Source organism: Aurantivibrio plasticivorans (assembly GCF_055392955.1).
The window spans coordinates 3,709,553-3,727,167 of the sequence record NZ_AP036020.1 but is presented as its reverse complement, the minus strand read 5'-3'; the positions used below and the strand labels follow the sequence as shown (position 1 = coordinate 3,727,167).

Here is a 17,615-nt window from a genome sequence, read left to right as displayed (position 1 = left end):
TGTTCCTTATAAGCAGGCTCGTTAATAGTTACTTTACTTATTTGGGTTCTGGCCGTATGCAAAAGTTTGTATACGTTACGTTAAAGTTGTGGGCTTATTCGATGTACGCAGCTTACCCATGCGAGCATGTGAACCATTTATCACGAGCGTTGAATTCATGGTATGGATTACACGCTAATGTAGAGATTGACAGTAGCTCAAGATAAACGAGTGAGATTGCCATGAATAGGGGGTGGTGAAAAATCTACTGGTTTATTTTGCGAATTCAATAACGCAAAGTTATTTATCTTTTAACAACCCTTCACCTTTTGTAAACCAAGCGATTCCAAAGGCAACCTGAGCGACCGATTCCATCCAAAATGTCATATTATATTGCGCTAGTTGGGGATGCTGTTCCCGTAGAAAAATATAAACACCCATCCCCGCGATCATCAATAACATTGTGTAGCCACATAGTTTGTATATGCGATTACGCTTTAGCTTTTGCGGCGTGGGCGAGCTGCCAGATTTGGTAAAAAGAAAAATACAAAAATACGAGAGAGTAAGAAAAAAGACTAAAGCGGCTAGAGAGTGAATCTGTGCGATTAATCCTTCCGGCGTTGGTGATAGTTGGCCGCCACCAAAAAACGCCACACCCAGCGCGGACACGGCCACAATATCACCTGCGATATCGTCTTTGCGTTCTGGCCCACGATACGCAAAAGAAAATACGGCGGTCGCACACAATATACCGACAAATACGTCACCCATCGGGCCAAAGTAATAACTACTGAGGTCCGGCAGTACGGGAGTTTCGCCAAGCATCACGTGCCCCAGCACCATGACGAATGGCAGAGAAATACCTAGTACACCAATAGATTTGCGTAGAGTTAAGAAAGAGATAACAAGGTCGCGACGGTGGTCGGTTGTCATCATAACTAGAAGTCCTTTCACGTGTATCATGTCGGGAAGCTTCATCGCTTCCAATGGTCGCTAGGGATTATTCCTTAATCCATCAGCGACCTCAAACAGGGAAAGATAGTCGGTACTATTTAGGTGTGTATCTGCCTTTGCGTAAATGGCCATAGAGCAGCTCTTCGACAAATTCAACACATTTAAAATCTAATAGCTGAGCGCCCTTGTCGAGGCGGCGATAGAGCGGCAATTCAATGGTCCAGGCCTGGGTAAAGACTTCGGGGTCTGTCATGGTGGCGCTATACATAATGACATTGTCGCTTACCAGTTGATAACGTTCTTCTACTTGCAGTTGTGCGCTATGAAAATTGCCGGCGTAGTCAAACCAAGTTTCTGGCATTTGATCAGTGACATTAATTACTAATGTATCGCCTTCCCAGTGACCGAGGTTGTGCGCCATCCAACTTTCAACAGGGGCTTCGAAGTCTGGACGGTTCATGTAAACAATCCGGTCCGCTCCAGCGAATTCATAGGTAATCAAAGTCGTATCGGGGCCCTGTACGATTTGCAGTGGGAAGGGTAGGTAGGTCGCTCGCGGCACACCTGGCAAATAACATTTTACGAGTGGGTCATTGGCCAACCAATCTGCACGGTTTTTTTCACGCTGTGCGAGTGCTTTATCTGTATAAGGTATTTCGCCGTCCGTGACGATACTGAGACCACCGGGGATGGCACCAATCGCACCCATCTCTGGTATAGGTCCAGCGCTAGCGCTATGGGCCTCGAGATTCCAATGAGCGGATCCGATGGTTTGCCAAATGCCGTTGAGGTCGGGTTCACCTGTTGGTGTCCGCGGGATGTCTGCATAACTTAGCAGGCTCGCGCAGGCGGCCATCAGGCCTAGTACCTGTGCGCAAAGGTTCACTCGCGACAATAAAAACATAGTGGTTCCTTAATTATTATTTTTGTTGTTGGGTTTTCAGCTCTTCGACGCGAGCGCCTTGTAAAATGTTAACCATGCCGTAGTTACCTTCGTGGCAGGCGTACTCAAAAATTTCGCCATCGACCTTGACCAGCGGAAATAAGACGGTGATTGGCTGCGTAAACGCTTTAGGTGCATCGACTGTGGCTCTATATTCGATACTCTCTGGCCCTGTGCGAGTAAAGCGTTCAGTGAGATGCATATCGGAGCCAATCCCTGTGCCGCGGAATGCTTGGATTTTATCGGTGAAGTTTGAAGTCTCTACCACGAGGGTGTCGCCTTCCCAATAACCAATCGAGTCTCCGCTCCAACGGCTAAGTTCATTTGGGAGGTGATTTCGGTCCTGGAGTTTAACGACGCGTGCATCGTGAATCATCTCTGTGAGAATCACCACGTGGTCGCTGTTTTGAAAAATTTGTAAGTTATTGTTGTACATACTTGGCATGAAAGGGGGGCCGGAGTTAAACCCTTTTAAGCAACGCTCGGAAAGTCCTCGTTGTTCTGGGCCGTCTTTTCCGATTCCGCCAACCCGAAAACGCACGGGTAGTTCACCTTTAGAATCTGGTCCCAGGCCACCAAAGGATACATCCGCGCCAGGCACTCGAGGGGGTAATTTGCCATTCTTCGGTTCAATAATCAGCGATGTGCGATAGTTGTCGCCCTGGGCCAAACTCTCTACCCAAAACTGGTTGTAGCCGCCGACGCCACTGCCGCTGCCTGAACCAGCACCGCGTTGTTCGAGAGACTCTCTACGAGCCACTTCCGCTTCATGACGTGCTTCCACTTCCGCGGCAGAGAGTTCCGCTCGATCACCATATTCGTCGGGTCGTTCGAGCGGTGTATTGGAGCTAAAATTCCAAACGCCACGTAAATCCGGCTGGCCGTACTCAGTTCGAGGGACGTTAAAATCCGAAACGCTATGGTTACTGCTAGGGGTTGTACTGCACGCCGCCGTAAACAAGGCGGTCATTGTGATTGCAATACTCGAATAAAGTGACACTCGTGATTGTTCTGATGAGCATGGGGGCTTCATAGCATCCTCCTATTATTATCTAGGGCTGAGCATATCAACCAATGTCACCAGTTCAACAGAATTTGCGTTTAGAAAGGTTGGCGGAAACCCAGCGGAAATAGTCGGTATTGATACGACAGAACTTTGTAGTCGAGTTTATCTTTGGTTTTCAACCCCCGCTTCGCGGTACCCTGGGAGCTTTCATATTTAAATGTCGAGAGAAACGAAAGGTATAGGGTGAATTGTTCTACAGTAAGGTGTTGAAGTCGGCAGTCTCGGCACTTAACTGAAAATAGCTGGTCTATACTGAAGCAGTATCGCAAGGGAAGTTGTATGTATCACGGTGAAAAGTTTAATAGTATTTCGCATCTCGTAGGGGCAATATTGGCCCTGGTCGGGTTTGGCGGTTTGTTGACCGTTGCCATTAATACTGGCGATACCGCCACGATCATTAGTTTTGCTGTGTTTGGGGCGACTCTGGTGTTGCTCTACACTATGTCTACTCTGTACCACAGTTTCCATCCGCCTCGGTTAAAGCGCGTCTTCAGAAAATTTGATCACCTTACGATCTATTTATTGATAGCAGGCACCTACACACCCTATATGATGGTCTCCATTGGTGACAGCGCCGGTTACGGTATGTTGGCATTAGTTTGGGGATTGGCCTTCATTGGAGTAGCGATTGAGCTGCTCAGCCCAAAGCGTATCGAAGCACTGCAAATTATTATCTATTTGTTTATGGGCTGGGTGTGCGTATTTCATTTTTCGACATTGGTTGAAAATGTCGGCAAGGCGGGTGTCATTTGGTTAGCAACAGGTGGAGTGGCTTATACCGTTGGCGTAGTGTTTTATATTCTCGATCACGCCGATAGGTTGCGACATGCACACGGAATTTGGCATTTGTTTGTTTTAGTAGGTTCGTTGACCCACTACGTTTCTATTGTGGGTTACGTGCGATAAACACGTAACCCCATTCTCGATTTTTCTGCGCAGTTCTTTCTAAAATACTTACCAAGGAAGCTGATCGCCATTGGCGTGCCAAAACGTTCCTGAAGTTTCCATAGTCAATTCTTCAATTCTCGCAGCCAACCCGCTAGCGGACTGTTGTGGCGTAACATCACCCATCCCTCCGACCATGTCAGTTTGAACAAAACCAGGATGTAAAATAGCGACGGCAATATTATCCCCTGCGAGATCATGGGCGAGCGAAACACCTGCCGCATTGAGCGCTGCTTTTGACATGCGATAGCCGTACTGACCACCGCTGCTATTGTCCGCCATGGAGCCCATGCGACTGGTAACTAATGCGAGCTTTGAACCCGCTGGCATTAAGTCACGCAAGGCGGCAGTGACTTTGAGTGGTGCTAAGGAATTGACTCGGTATTGACGCTCAAACGCTGCGTCATCAATATTTTCGATTGATGTTCGCTCAAGAATCCCGGCATTATTAATGAGAATGTCAATTTGAACGCCGTCGAGTCGGGAGCGAAGTGCTTTTAGACTATCGGTGCCAGTGACTTCGACATTAGCAATGACCTTCGCTGCGGTAGCCGACAATTCAGCCGATGGCTTTCGACATAACGCATACACCGTGTCGCCTTTTGCAAGAAAATGTTCAGTTAATGCTAGGCCAATGCCGCGATTTGCGCCGGTGATAACAACGGTACGAGTCATCTTAATTCCTTCGTTTTTAGTGAATAGGGTTGGGGAAATTGTATTGCTAAAGCTAAACGCTTGGGGCGCTTAATAAGTTACTAATACTATACCAACTGTTTGGCTGTCGGCGGGCATTCGCGTGTTGCTGCGCAAAAAATACTCGTGACTCATTTCATAAGCACATTCGCGCAAGCCATCAATTTTCTGATCGACGAGATATTTAGCTCGCGCTGCCCGGCGATGAGGCTGCTGAAAGCAATCGTCGAGTTGTTGCCAATTAATATTGTTGTTGAACCACCAAGCGATATCCGCATCGCGTGGATGTTTTTTCAATGATACAAAACTGCCACCCACCACAATGCGTTCGACACTACTACTCAGCATATTATCGACGGCGGCACTCAAGCCCTGAAAAATATTGCGCCGTGAGTGATTAGCGCTGCCAAATTGGCTACGAATGTCGTCGAGTGATAGCAAGTAGGGCTCTTCTCTGGGTGCGAGTAAGCCGTACTGTGAGAAACGTAAATCGTCCATGTTCTTGTGTATGAAAAACCGTTTAGGGTAACTATTGAGTACTGTGATTATATACAGATGAGTGTTGGAAGAGTGTGCGCTATTTTGCGCTTAGCGGCAATCTATGATTTTTTGTCGGTCTTCAGTTGGGCGTTGAATACCGCTTAAGCTACCGCGGCAACTGGAAGCCATGGGGTTAGGCCCCCTTTTGCATCGGCTTGTCGGTAGCTGTTGGTCTCTAGTGCGATACAGGTGAGTGGCCCACCTTGGCCCATACCCGTATCCAAACCAACAAAGTGGTCGGTTATTAATGGCTGTGAGCGAGGAGTATGCGCACTGACAATACGCCTACCGTCCGCTAGCCGATACGGTGACTGATGGTGCTGCCAATACAGCTCCTCTTCTGTTTGGCGACCGAGAGGTTTGTGATGATTTACTCCAGCATGAACGAATAGCGCGTCACGGGTGCTTAAAAGCGGCAGACACTCTCGTAAAAACGTAAGGTAACGAGAGGGAATTGCACGCGCAGTGGAGACCCCTAAGCTAGATAATGTTTGCTCGCCACCTTGTCGCCGCCACTCACGCTCGATATCGGGGTCTTCAGCTGCACCGAGCATCATGAGTTCGTGATTGCCGATCAGGCAATGTACGTTCGGTTGGTGTCTTAAGCGAATCAGGTAATCAAGAACGTCACGGCTGGCGGGACCATGATCAATATAGTCGCCTAGTAGCACTAAATTGTCGCTAGCTTCCAATGGTATAGCCTCGACTAAAGCACGCAGCGGCTGGATATGACCGTGGCAATCGCCAATAGCGTAATACATCAGCCGACCTCTGAAACTTTACCTTGGTAGTTAAGTTGAAAACGCTCTAGCACCGTATTCACCACCTGGGTGGATGCGTTTTGGTATTCGTGCGCTTCGTAACGCTTTAATTGGCTCAAACTAATGCCCACGTAATCGGCGAACGCTTGCTGGCTCATGTCGCGTGCTAAGCGAATCACTATGGGAAACTTGAGAAAATCTTGATAGGTAGAGAAGGTGTAGTCGTGTAGCGGGGTGCAGCAGGCCGCATCATATTCTTCGATCTCAGCTTCGAGGAGGGCAATATCCTCATTAATTTGCGCCGCTTCCACGGCGAGCAAGTGCGGTGGAACACCAGGCTTGGCTGGCGCTTCGAGTCGAGCATTGAGGCTATCAATATTCGCTTGAACACGATTCTTTTGTTGCGGGCTGGTAATCATAAGCCTGAGACCTTGTCTTAAGATTCGGTACTTGCCAGGTGGTGGGGGTGCTGTGTCTGCAGCCACCTAGCTTTGCTAGTGTATGTTTAAAAATAAAACAGGTCAAATATGAACCTTTTGGGTCGGCATTGATTGTTGTGTTCTTTTATAACTTGTTGTTTTTACAGGTATTATTTGTCTTGGCGTGAGTTCCTCTCAGGCGGAATAATGCCTAACTCATACCTTTTTAGCGCTGCTTGATGATTGTTGGTACAAAAATCCTGCTTTTGACGTGCGGCTCTACCTCACACTTAACAATTCGCAATTCTGCTTTGCAGCTATTCAATAGTTCGGTTAACGTGTCGAGCCCATAAGCGAGCGAATTTAGCCCACAGCGCCCGCGATATTTTCTCCTCTCTCTTATGATTTGCCATGTCTGTCGGCCAATGGCTAATCAGCATGTTGGCAAACAATGAAATTACTCGACAAGGAATGTAGCTATGAACAAAAAAACACTGAAATTGACGGGAGTCTTGAGTGGTATAGCCTTGGGGATAGTAGGGTGTACCTCGTTATATTCGACTAAAGGCTATTACAGTGATGTGACAGATGTCGCGCTGACCCCTGCGGTGGGGACAATCCCCGCTCGTGTTGAATTAGAGCAAGCGTGGGATGCAGAAACTCGCATGCGCTTTTGGTTTACCAGCCAAGGTTCGCGCATTATGCCTTACAGCTGGTTTGCGTGGTTAGAGCAAGCTGATTCGGAAGAATTATTTCGCTCTGCCGAGAATATGGAATCTCTGCGTTATTTGCCGATGCCTGCATCACAGCTCAACCCCGCAGGGTTGCCTATTGGTTTTGCGTTAGATGTCGACAAAGAAAGTGATGTGGCGTGGGTGGGTATGACGTGCTCGGCGTGTCATACCAATCAGCTAGATTATCAAGATACAAAAATCTTAATCGAGGGTGCCCCCACATTAGCGAACTTTGTGAAATTTTATAGTGATGTGGTTGCCGCACTGAATGCCACTCATGAAGACGATGAAAAATTTGAGCGCTTTGCTCGCAACGTTCTAAAAGACGAGTATTCAGAATCGCGAGCAGAAGGCTTGCGTGAGCAACTCGCGCAATTAAGCCTCGCAGCATCAGAAAGGCAAGTGGTCAATAATTTACCCGACGACTTCCCTGCTGACTTCACAAGTTATGCGCGCTTAGATGCGTTTGGCAACATTCAAAATGCGGGGTCAGCTTTTGCGTTAAATGATCTCAGTAATCGTAATCCACCGAGTTCACCCGTTTCTTACCCGTTTATTTGGGGAACACATCAATCTGACGTCGTGCAATGGAACGCGTCTGCTCCCAACACACCGGTGGTGGGTCCATTGGTTCGTAATATGGGCGAAGTCGTCGGTGTATTTGGTGATTTAAAAATTAAAAAAGCGCCCTGGTGGCAGCGTTTATACGGTAAAAAATATCGATATAGCTCTACGGTGGATATGGAAGGGCTTGGTCATCTCGAATCTTGGGTGAAAGCGCTACGCTCTCCACGGTGGCCTGAGGAACACCTTCCCGCCATACGTGAGGGTGATGCCGCGCGTGGTGCACAGCTATTTGATGCAAATTGTAAATCATGCCACAACGTTGTGTTACCAAAAGACGAAGGGCTGAAATATATCGCCACGCAAGTACCACTGGATGTTGTCGGTACGGACCCTATGATGGCCTGGAACGCTCAGCATCACAGAGCTAAGTCATTAATCCTCGAAGGTTCTCGCGATAAAATTATTTTTGGGGATCGATTCGAAGAGGAGACTGCCGCGATAGCAATACCCGTCAACGGTGTAGTTGGGGTTGCACTGCGTGATCCTATCACTGCAATTAAAGCGGGCATCATGCCAATGGAAGTGGGTGAGTATGAGGTGGATAAAACGGAGGAGATCCGTAAATCTATCGAAGAATACCTAAAAGAAAATTTGGAAAAACGTACGGTCATGGCCAGTGATTCATCTTCCCCTTATTTAGAAAACGGTGAGAAAAATCTTGCTGGTTTGGTCTATAAAGCGCGTCCACTAAATGGTATCTGGGCGACGGCTCCTTACCTACATAATGGTTCAGTACCTAACCTGTGGGAGTTACTACAAAAACCCGAAGAGCGTGTTAAGGAATTTTGGGTAGGCAGTCGACAGTTTGATCCTAAGCATGTTGGCTACAAAACCAATGAAGGTCTCAACCTTTTCAAAGTCAATAATGCGCAAGGTGAAATACAACCAGGAAATTCCAACCTAGGGCATACGTGGGGTACGCACTTAAGCGAAGCTGAAAAGTGGCAGCTTATAGAGTATTTAAAAACGCTTTGATTGATCGCTATATCGATGCTCGTTCCGTGCTAAGTGGGACGAGCGTTGATTTGCTTAAAGCGAAATTGACAGCTTCCGATGCTTTAATTAATAGCGATTAAGATGAGCAAGAGCGCTAGAAACCACAATGCTAACCAAAGGCTTCGATAGTACCAATTCACCTCAGCTTCGTTCGAAAGATAATTTTTAATCGCGCCCTCGTATATCTCAAGTGTAGCTGCCGATCTATCAATTTTGATGAGAAAGCTTGTGCTAAACGCAAAAAAATATGTGCATAAAAACCCAATCACATTCCACCAAAGCCAAGAGATGTTGGGGTGGAAAAGCCACAAGTAGCTATTTAAAGCCACGCCGATTATAAGTCCGCCTATGACATGCGGACCTTGAACCCGATGAGTTAAAAAGCCTAACGCAAAAACCGCGAGTATTGGTCCGTTGGCTAGGGACCCGACTTTGTTGATTGCTTCAAGCACAGTGGGCGCAATATCGCCAACAAAAAACGCCATCGTTAATGTCACAGCGCCCCAGGCGGCAGTGATCCAGCGTGAAAGAATCAATTCTCTGTGATGATCCCAGCGACCCTGGTGAAATCGGCGGACAAAATCTTCCATAGTCGTGGCGCTTAACGAATTTAATACGGAATCCAGCGAAGACATCGCAGCTGCGAAAAGCGCAACTAAACTAAGACCCACTAACCCTGTGGGTAGTGCATTAATCATATATAGCGGGACCGCGACGTTGAACTCCGGTGAGTCGTTATTTTTAGGCAGTGAATTTATAAACTCTGGATGCTGTGTAGCATAAACAGCGATTCCTACCCCCACAAAACAATATAGCAATACTAAGGGAAATCGCAGTAACCCGTTGATCAGTAATGCATTGTTGGTGGTGTCAATATTTCGTGTGCTCAGTTGTCGCTGTACTTGGCTCTGGTCGCACCCGTAGTACGAGACATACAAGAAGAGCCCACCTAGTAACATGGGCCAAAACGCAAAAGTCTGACCGTCACCAAAGCCGTGATGGGAGAAGTCTAGGCTTGTTTTTCGTTCATCTGAAAAATGTTGCCAAAGGTTCTGTGTGCCCCCGGCATCGTCGACAAGGTATAGCAGAACCAACACTAGCATCGTAACGAGAATGCCAAGTTGGAGAACATCGCTGTAAATTACGCCCCGGATACCACCGAGCACATCGTAGATAATGGTAAAAATACCGAGCAACAAAACACTGGGTATAAAGCCTAACCCTGTAATTAAATCAATGACAATGGCGATACTGTAAACGGTAACTGCTGTTGCAAATGCGCGCACAAATAAAAATAGTCCACTTAAAGCGAGGCGCGTTCGCAAATCAAAGCGTTGTTCTAAGTAAGCGTATACGGAAATCAGGCGCAAATGGCGAAATAAGGGCATAACAAACAGCATCAACGCCACCATGGCCAGTGGGACAGCAAGTTCATACTGCAACCATATGAGGCCTCCACCAGCAGCGAAAGCGACAAACGCCGGAGCGCCAAGAATACTATTGGTCGAACATTGCGTTGCCATGATCGATAAGCCTACGGGCCATGCACCGATTTTTCGCCCGCCGACGTAATAGTCTTCGCGGCTGTCTTGGCTTCGCGATAACCACAGGGCGAGTGCGATAAGCCCACCGCAATAAAGCACAATAACTGACCAGTCGAGGGTCGCTATATTAGTAGTCATGATGAGTGGTCATGCTGTGGCGTATTGGTTGTCGGTTGATGCAAAAGGAACCAACACGCTAACAAGGTGACAGTGAATGTCAAATAAGAACGGTATGCTCGAGGCAATAAGTCATTTTATTGCCTCGGTAGGTGGGGTATTAATCGCGTTGATACGTGCCGATAGTACGGTTCATCCCGATGGCAATGGGTTCTATTTTTTCGAGTAATTCCCACATGGTTAGACCTGGTTCAAATTGGGTTTCTTCCTTAAGCGCAATTACCCAAAAGTAATAATGGTGGGTGCCGTGTCCATCTGGTGGCATTGGGCCGCCGTATGCGACATTACCAAAATCATTTTTCCCATCTGTGTGCGCCTTACAGTTTTCGGGTAATTCACTGACATTGCCTGGAATGTTGTAGTGTACCCAGTGAACGAAGCCGTACGTACCATTGGCGCTGATCAAGGGTGCATCCGGGTCGTGACAAATAACAGCAAAGCCTTTTGTGCCTTCCGGCGCGTCTGTCCAAGCGAGCGGCGGTGAAACGTCGTCACCTTCGGTCGAAAACTGTTTGGCAATATCGGTGCCGTTGGCAAATGCGGTGCTGTGAACCTGCATGCTAGAGAGTGCAAAGCCCATGGAGGCCTCCTAATGACTACTGTGGATTGTATATAGAGCAATTGAAGCCAGCATTGTAAAGGGATTGAAAAAATACTAAAGCACCTCTGTGCTCGCCGTATTCTTCTATTCATTCAATATCAGTCCGTTGAGAAGTACAGGTAAACCAGCGGCTGGTTGCAATACGTGTTGTGTTACCAATCTCCTTTATTAGAGGTTATGCATCAAGTTTATTAAGGATTATTTGGGGTGGCTTTCGTTGTGTCCAAATGTCCGCTTTATAGGGTTTGTTTGTTAGCAGGCTAGTTTTATGTAACAGATTTAACTAAGTATGGTGCATTAGCGTTAAAAATGTGGGTCTCATAATTATCGAGTCTTTCAAATCTTTTTGTCATGAATAGCTAATCTTAAACAGCTGATCCAATTTCGGTTTGAATTGCGTACCCTAGTTAACGTTTGAAGTATTGAGTTACGTAATCCAACGTCAACGACATTATGGAGGGTGACAAATGAAGCGCCATTACTATATTTCTGATGATATAAGTGAATTGCAGCGGGTCGAGAATGAGCTGGAAGAAAGCGGTTTTTCCAGGCCGCAAATTCATGTGTTGACTGAAGACGACTTTGAGTTAGAAAAGCGACATATTAATGGTGTTGATCCTTTTCTCCGGAAAGACATTGTGCTCACTGCTGAGATTGGTGCCGTGGTAGGTATATTGCTGTCAATTAGCGTGCTTGGTTTGGCTTATTTTTTCGGCTGGTATGAAACTTTTAGCTGGGCACCATTTTTGTTTCTTTCCATTGTCATACTAGGGTTTTGCACCTGGGAAGGTGGGTTGATAGGTATGCACCTGCCTCACCGAGCATTTAAGCGCTTTCAGACCTTGTTGAAGCAAGGTCAGCACGTGCTTATGGTCGATAGTAAAGAGGTTCAAGAGTCTCGCTTGGGCGCTATTGTCAGGATGCACCCCAAGCTAATGCCGGCAGGGACAGGTAAATCCACTCCCAGTATGGTGATCTCTGCGCAAAATGGATTTAGAAGTTTTACGCGCTTTATGCCATAAAGGCTCACCCTGTGGTCGGTATATATCCCGGTAAGCGCTCCCTTTGACCTCATGGTGTGGCCGCGGTGGCAAGGCCAGAGGCTCTCAGGACGCTGAGGTGTTCTGAGAGCTTAACGCCAATTATTAAAACTCATATTCTACTAATAACTTAATGGTGTAGTCGGGAGTTGTATCGTTTAGGCCAACGATGAGGCCATTCTCCCAATGCACTTGGCTACGACCCTTAAGCTTAATAGTTCCTCCAGCTACAGGGCCTAACCCTTGAGTGTCTTCCGATAGGTACCATTCGATACCAGGCTCAAGATGTGGGTAAAAACGATAACGTACCTGGCCGTTAAAGCTACTTTCCCATTCATTTTCAATGTCGTCGTCAAACTCATAGCCGACACCTAGGTTGCCAAGTATAGTCCAGCGCTGTATATCTTTGGCTAGCAATAACGCGATGCTGGATTCGTAGATTGAATCATCGTGTTCCTTCTCGAGTTCTACCAATAGTCCCCAGTCGGCGGCGTACTCGCCTTGCTCTGTGAGTTGCCATTTTGCTTCAATCTCTACTGCCTCGAGTTGAGTGTTGCTTTCTCTCTCTCCGATCACGTAAATCTCGGAGAAAAAATTATCCGTCCAGCCGTAGCCAAACCCCAATTTATGAAGGCTCACATTGTCCGATTCGTCAAAGTGAAAAAACGTAGAGCGCCATTCGATCTCTCGCTCGTGAAATTCAACATAGGGATCGTAAATTCGATCAATTGTGACACCGTCAGAAAATGCAGAACCACAATAGATCAGCACAAAAATTAATATGAAATCTCTTAACGCTATTGGCATAACAATTAATTATCCGGTTGCTTTTTTATGCGTGCAGCTAGAAATAGAAAAATACCAGCGATGCAAAAATAGCTGCTAACTTGCAACGCGCTGGGCGTAGACTCGTAACCCATTACGGCATAGAGTAGCTGACCAATAAGAGACGACTCTCGAATAAGTGCTGAGCTATCCCAAAGCGCGCCATTGCTACTTAAAATGTCTGCTTGATATAACAACGTAATGGCTTGAGACACAAGCCCTGCGCTGATGAGCCCTAGCAGGATAAAAGTTACGGGGATGAAATGGCCATTACGTAGCGAAAGCAGTAAATAGTAGCATATGGCGCCGATGCTCACTCCAATTGCCAGGCCTATGATGCCGCCTACTGACACATTCATTAATAGATCGGCGTTACTCATAAAGCCGGTATAGTAAATTATTATTTCACAGCCTTCCCGTAGAATTGCTAAGTTAATAGCAAATAGCATTAGGTAAGGTAGAAGGTGGGTTTGGCTGGGGTTTGACCATAGCCAAACAACCAGGCCTAAAACGGCAACAACGAGAAAGTGAATCGTTGCAAATAGAATATCTTGGGCAACACCTTCGCCAATTTCAGACAGCCAAGGCAGAATGTTTGCCAATAGGTATGAACCAATGGTGCCGAGAGCTATCGCTTTCCAAAGCCAAGTAATGGGGAGTTTTGAATAGCGGCTAAATGCTAGAAGTACGCTGATAATTAACGCTGCCTCTAAAGCCTCTCGGAGTATGATAATGACTGATGTAATAATCATTGTTCGTCTACCGCGATAATAGTGCCTTGGGCAGTGGTAGGGAAAAATTCGCCAAAAAATGGATATTTTCCAGGCTTTAAAGGGCCAATAAAAATAACGGCTTTCTGTTTTCCCATAACAACTTTTTCTCGGTTTAACTCATAGCTTTCAAACTCTTCAGGCGTTGGGTCGTTATTGTGGACAATGAGCTTAACTTTGGTGTTGGCTGGCACAAACACTTCACTTGGGATAAATAAATGGTTTTCGATGATGATTTCAAATGTCGGCTTATCAGCATAGCTTAGGTTGGTACACCAGAATGTCAAGATCAGTAATATTCGTAGACGGCTGGATACTTTTTGCGTGTATTTGAATAAGAAATTAATTGTCATTTTGATTGTCGGGAGCGTTGTTTTTGCATAGTAAAGCGTGATCGAATGTCACTGAAATTGCCAGCCCTCCGAGTTGTTTAGAAGTGCTTATGGTAATAGTTGCACCATGCGTATCGGCAACTTGTTTCACAATATAAAGACCCAATCCACAGCCCATTTCTCCAGACGCATGGCGATCACCGCCAGAACGGTAAAATCGCTCGAATACTATATCCTTTTCATCATCCGATATTCCGGGGCCACTATCTTCGAAGGTCATCCGTATGTGGTCTTCTCCGCCCAGTTGACTTTTCTCGACTGTGATAATGATAGATCCATGAGGTGGACAATATTTATTTGCATTGCCTAAGAGGTTGTTGACTAGCGTTTCAATTGCATTTTGATTGCCGTATATCGCAAGTTCGGCCTTTTCAGGATAAATTAGTTCGACATCTTGCTGCTTGAGTTCCATAGCATCATAGTGATGCCCTATTGCGTCTTGCAAGATTTGCGTAAGGTTGATGCATTGACGGTTGACACTGGTTTGGCTTTGACTGCTGCGATGGAGGCTTAAGGTTTGCTCGACAAGGTAACTCAGTCGATCTAGGCCTAGACGAACTTGTTTTAGTGAGTCAGGTTCGTTCACTAAATCTTGGCTCAAATTATAGAGGTGAACCTTCATTGCGCTGATAGGTGTACGTAGTTCGTGAGCCGCATTGGATGAGAAGCGCTTTTCTTGTTCGAGTGTATTGTTTAGCCGTTGAAGTAGATCATTGATCGTCGTCTCGAGTTGAATCAACTCACGGGTCGGTGCTTCGTTCGATAAAGGTGATAGGTCATCACTTTGCTTTCGCTTCAATTGCAAGGTTAATTTTGCGAGCGGCGCTAAGCCTCGGCCAACGACAAACCAAATAAGTAGGCCTAATATTGGAATAGCGATGATAATAGGAAAGACAGATTCAATAGTCACCGCTTCTGCAAGCGAATAGCGTTGGTCCATGCGCTCAGCTACGATAATTAGCAGCGTCAAATCTGCATCCTCTTCGTTGCTAAGTAGAGTGTAAGCCCGCCATCGATATCCATTGACATTTGTGTTATGAAATCCCGTTATGGGTTGCGTTATCGGTTGGTCACTTGAAAGTGATGCTTTAACCAGCTGGTTACCTCGCCAAACTTGAAGTTGCATGTTGCTCGCTATGTTTGGTTGGGTGTAAGGCGCAGAGTCACTTCGCGTTTTGTACCTGTCGTTATCGACGATATGCGCTGTTGCTAAAAGCTGTGCGTATTCTTTGAGGCGACTATCCATCATTGAATCGATGGCGCTCATGCTAGCGCGGTAGCCGTGTAACGCGGCGATAAAGTTAACCAGGGTTACTGTGGCCAAAAGTATGACGATCAAAAAGTAACGGATAGATCTCAATTGTGTCTCACCGTGTAGCCGACACCACGTACTGTTTTGATGAATTGTGTTCCCAATTTTTTACGTAAGTGGTGGATATGCACCTCAAGCGCATTGGAGCTGACCTCCTCTCCCCAGCTGTAGAGTTTATTTTCTAAGGATTCTCGCGTAAGTATTCGGCCAGAGTTCTCCATCAATGCTTTTAGGAGCATGTACTCCCGTCGTGCCATGTCGACTTCTTGGTTGTCTAGGTAGGCAATATGGGAGGTGGTATCAAGGCTAACGTTGCCTACCGTTAGGGTATTAGAAGTATTAGCCGTGCTTCGTCTTTCCAAGACCCTTAATCTGGCGAGCAATTCTGGTAATTCGAATGGTTTCGCTAGATAGTCATCCGCACCGCTGTCGAGCCCTCCAACCTTGTCTTCAACCGTATCGCGGGCAGTTAAAATCAACACCGGGATATGCTTATGTTCGTTGCGTAACTTTTTTAATACAACAAGTCCGTCCATGTCCGGCAAGCCGAGGTCAAGAATAATCAAATCGGAGGGTTGGCTGCTGCTGATCGATAGCGCAGCGCGTCCATTATTAACACAATTGACGGCATAGCCGGCATGTTGCAACGCATTCTGTAAACCACTGGCCAATCCTGGATCATCTTCAATCAGCAATATGTTCATAGTTATATTTATCGAAGATTTGAAATAGAAAATGCTGCTATGAAAGCATTCTAGACCTTTTAACGTAGTTTTTCCGCCACTTGGATCAAGGCTATACGAATTTCTTCTTGCCTTCCTGAATCGGCTATCGGTCTGTCGGGTCGAGCGGCGGCTTGTTGCGCTAAACGATAGTGTTTGTCAGCGGTGGTATAGTTTCCTTGATCGAACATGAATTGTGCGAAAAAATAGTTGCTATCGATCCCTTTGGGATTCAACTTTAGTGCTTCAGCAAACAATGCTTTGGCTTTTTTATTGCTGCCAAATCCAATAGGCCAGCCAGGCACCTGAGCATACAGTGTTGCCAAACTAGTGTACGCGGAGCCGTCTAATACTTTGCCATCGATTTCGATAGCACGCTCTAAATCTTTGCGCGATGCCTTGGCCAAGCTAAGGGCACCCAGCCCGCCTTTGACGCCAGCGTAACTGGATTTAGTAATACCACGCCATGTTAGCAGTTGAGCGTCATTGGGTGATGCTTGCAGTTGTGAATCTATATCGGTTAATAAGGACTCAAAAGCCTTTAATTGGGTGTCGCCTTGTAGTTGATAGTTGGCAACACCCCAAGCTTGTTGGATTTTGTGTATCTGTTCGTAATCACTCGCGTATAGATGGTTAGATGAAAAACCCAATATGGATGCCAGTGCGAAAAACTTAATAATTGCTGCAAGATTCTTCATGTTAATTACCTCGTTGTTCTCGTAGTACGCATTTAGCGAATGGCGGAGGGAAAATAGCTGTAAATAGTGGGTAAATGTTTGGCAATGCTTTGACTAACGACTTTAGGCATCAGTGCATTGAGGCGAACGAAAAGCTTTTCTGGCCATCCTAGATATTGGTCATAACCGATTTCTCGTTGTAGTTGATGAAGAGCTGCGTCGACTACGGTCTGTGGGTCATCAACACTATTGCCAAGCATAGCGTTGAGAGAGTCGACACTCTCACTATTCATGGGGGTTTTTACGGCGCGCGGTGAGAGATAGTGAACAGTAATGTCGCTATCAAGTAATTCCCTGCGTAATGCTTCAGTGAAACCTCTTAGCCCAAATTTGCTCGCCGAGTATGCCGCATAACCAGGATAGCCAATACTCCCAAACGTTGATCCGATATTGAGAATGGTGGCGTGTGATTGAAGGCGTAGCAATGGCAATGCTGCACGACAGACAAACATGGGGCCCAATAGATTGGTTTGAATCATATTGTGTATCAGTGAATAGTCTTGCTCTTCATATAAATTGAAATCGTTAACGCCTATGCAATTAATGATGATATCGAGTTTTTTAAAGGTGTTGATTTCCATTTGAAATTGTTGAATACCTTCAGATCGACTCAGGTCGGCAACAATAATGCGATGGGTACCTGGAAGCTGGTCGCATTGTGTTTGTAGTTTTTGTTTATCTCGACCGACAAATACGAGTGAGGCACCTTCTGCCGCTAATGCGGAGGCGAGAGGCTGTCCTATTCCACCGCTGCTACCGGTTAGAAGGACAGTTTTGTTTTCCATATAAGATGGCATAGCGATATCCCGAAACTAAAATTGACTGAATCGATCTCATT

General features: G+C 46.3%; 19 protein-coding genes. 3 read left to right on the top strand and 16 right to left on the bottom strand.

Features of this window, described 5'->3' with window-relative positions; genetic code table 11:
* Nucleotides 1-279 precede the first annotated feature (279 nt).
* From ACZ5NB_RS16680 to ACZ5NB_RS16670, 3 genes are all read right to left on the bottom strand, one after another.
* Nucleotides 280-915, bottom strand: coding sequence for a hypothetical protein (locus ACZ5NB_RS16680; RefSeq protein WP_460233424.1), 636 nt, complete (start codon nt 913-915; stop codon nt 280-282).
* Between the two features lie 112 nt (nt 916-1,027).
* Nucleotides 1,028-1,837: a hypothetical protein gene (locus ACZ5NB_RS16675; protein WP_460233423.1), complete on the bottom strand. Its 810-nt coding sequence runs from the start codon at nt 1,835-1,837 to the stop codon at nt 1,028-1,030.
* Nucleotides 1,838-1,853: 16 nt separating this feature from the next.
* A complete protein-coding gene (locus tag ACZ5NB_RS16670) occupies nt 1,854-2,909 on the bottom strand; it encodes a hypothetical protein (RefSeq protein WP_460233422.1) in 1,056 nt (351 codons plus the stop codon).
* A gap of 312 nt (nt 2,910-3,221) precedes the next feature.
* Between ACZ5NB_RS16670 and trhA the strand changes: the two genes are divergently transcribed.
* Nucleotides 3,222-3,848, top strand: coding sequence for a PAQR family membrane homeostasis protein TrhA (gene trhA / locus ACZ5NB_RS16665; protein WP_460233421.1), 627 nt, complete (start codon nt 3,222-3,224; stop codon nt 3,846-3,848).
* 48 nt (nt 3,849-3,896) lie between these two features.
* Here trhA and ACZ5NB_RS16660 read toward each other — a convergent pair whose 3' ends face one another.
* The 4 genes from ACZ5NB_RS16660 to ACZ5NB_RS16645 all read right to left on the bottom strand — a co-directional run bounded on the left by ACZ5NB_RS16660 (nt 3,897) and on the right by ACZ5NB_RS16645 (nt 6,300).
* On the bottom strand, nt 3,897-4,562 hold the full coding sequence (locus tag ACZ5NB_RS16660) for an SDR family oxidoreductase (RefSeq protein WP_460233420.1): 666 nt from the start codon (nt 4,560-4,562) through the stop codon (nt 3,897-3,899).
* Nucleotides 4,563-4,631: 69 nt separating this feature from the next.
* Nucleotides 4,632-5,078 carry a DUF6932 family protein gene (locus tag ACZ5NB_RS16655; RefSeq protein ID WP_460233419.1) on the bottom strand — a complete coding sequence of 149 codons (447 nt, stop codon included), beginning with the start codon at nt 5,076-5,078 and terminating at the stop codon, nt 4,632-4,634.
* A 143-nt stretch (nt 5,079-5,221) separates the two neighbouring features.
* On the bottom strand, nt 5,222-5,881 hold the full coding sequence (locus ACZ5NB_RS16650) for a metallophosphoesterase (protein WP_460233418.1): 660 nt from the start codon (nt 5,879-5,881) through the stop codon (nt 5,222-5,224).
* Complete coding sequence (locus tag ACZ5NB_RS16645; protein WP_460233417.1) at nt 5,881-6,300, bottom strand: helix-turn-helix domain-containing protein; 420 nt, start codon at nt 6,298-6,300, stop codon at nt 5,881-5,883. Before ACZ5NB_RS16645 ends, ACZ5NB_RS16650 begins: the two co-directional genes overlap by 1 nt.
* A 479-nt stretch (nt 6,301-6,779) precedes the next feature.
* On the opposite strand from ACZ5NB_RS16645, the gene ACZ5NB_RS16640 reads away from it, so the two are divergent.
* Nucleotides 6,780-8,636 (top strand): di-heme-cytochrome C peroxidase, encoded by a 1,857-nt coding sequence (locus ACZ5NB_RS16640; RefSeq protein ID WP_460233416.1) that lies wholly within the window; start codon nt 6,780-6,782, stop codon nt 8,634-8,636.
* An 83-nt stretch (nt 8,637-8,719) separates the two neighbouring features.
* On the opposite strand, the gene ACZ5NB_RS16635 is transcribed toward ACZ5NB_RS16640, so the two are convergent.
* Together ACZ5NB_RS16635 and ACZ5NB_RS16630 are read right to left on the bottom strand one after the other, a co-directional pair.
* Nucleotides 8,720-10,339: a sodium:solute symporter family protein gene (locus tag ACZ5NB_RS16635; protein ID WP_460233414.1), complete on the bottom strand. Its 1,620-nt coding sequence runs from the start codon at nt 10,337-10,339 to the stop codon at nt 8,720-8,722.
* Nucleotides 10,340-10,478: 139 nt separating this feature from the next.
* On the bottom strand, nt 10,479-10,958 hold the full coding sequence (locus tag ACZ5NB_RS16630; protein ID WP_460233413.1) for a YbhB/YbcL family Raf kinase inhibitor-like protein: 480 nt from the start codon (nt 10,956-10,958) through the stop codon (nt 10,479-10,481).
* A 488-nt stretch (nt 10,959-11,446) separates the two neighbouring features.
* On the opposite strand from ACZ5NB_RS16630, the gene ACZ5NB_RS16625 reads away from it, so the two are divergent.
* Nucleotides 11,447-12,001 (top strand): NAD/FAD-utilizing enzyme, encoded by a 555-nt coding sequence (locus ACZ5NB_RS16625; protein ID WP_460233412.1) that lies wholly within the window; start codon nt 11,447-11,449, stop codon nt 11,999-12,001.
* Nucleotides 12,002-12,124: 123 nt separating this feature from the next.
* Here ACZ5NB_RS16625 and ACZ5NB_RS16620 read toward each other — a convergent pair whose 3' ends face one another.
* The 7 genes from ACZ5NB_RS16620 to ACZ5NB_RS16590 are packed head-to-tail and all read right to left on the bottom strand — an operon-like array spanning nt 12,125 to nt 17,574.
* A complete protein-coding gene (locus ACZ5NB_RS16620) occupies nt 12,125-12,826 on the bottom strand; it encodes a hypothetical protein (RefSeq protein ID WP_460233411.1) in 702 nt (233 codons plus the stop codon).
* A 5-nt stretch (nt 12,827-12,831) separates the two neighbouring features.
* On the bottom strand, nt 12,832-13,596 hold the full coding sequence (locus tag ACZ5NB_RS16615) for an FTR1 family protein (RefSeq protein WP_460233410.1): 765 nt from the start codon (nt 13,594-13,596) through the stop codon (nt 12,832-12,834).
* Nucleotides 13,593-13,967, bottom strand: a complete 375-nt coding sequence (locus ACZ5NB_RS16610) for a cupredoxin domain-containing protein (RefSeq protein WP_460233409.1) — start codon at nt 13,965-13,967, stop codon at nt 13,593-13,595. The genes ACZ5NB_RS16615 and ACZ5NB_RS16610 overlap by 4 nt, the downstream gene beginning before the upstream one ends.
* Complete coding sequence (locus ACZ5NB_RS16605) at nt 13,957-15,330, bottom strand: sensor histidine kinase (RefSeq protein ID WP_460233408.1); 1,374 nt, start codon at nt 15,328-15,330, stop codon at nt 13,957-13,959. Before ACZ5NB_RS16605 ends, ACZ5NB_RS16610 begins: the two co-directional genes overlap by 11 nt.
* A gap of 32 nt (nt 15,331-15,362) precedes the next feature.
* Nucleotides 15,363-16,022, bottom strand: a complete 660-nt coding sequence (locus tag ACZ5NB_RS16600) for a response regulator (protein ID WP_460233407.1) — start codon at nt 16,020-16,022, stop codon at nt 15,363-15,365.
* A gap of 59 nt (nt 16,023-16,081) precedes the next feature.
* On the bottom strand, nt 16,082-16,738 hold the full coding sequence (locus tag ACZ5NB_RS16595) for a tetratricopeptide repeat protein (RefSeq protein ID WP_460233406.1): 657 nt from the start codon (nt 16,736-16,738) through the stop codon (nt 16,082-16,084).
* Nucleotides 16,739-16,770: 32 nt separating this feature from the next.
* Nucleotides 16,771-17,574 carry an SDR family oxidoreductase gene (locus tag ACZ5NB_RS16590; RefSeq protein ID WP_460233405.1) on the bottom strand — a complete coding sequence of 268 codons (804 nt, stop codon included), beginning with the start codon at nt 17,572-17,574 and terminating at the stop codon, nt 16,771-16,773.
* Nucleotides 17,575-17,615 lie beyond the last annotated feature (41 nt).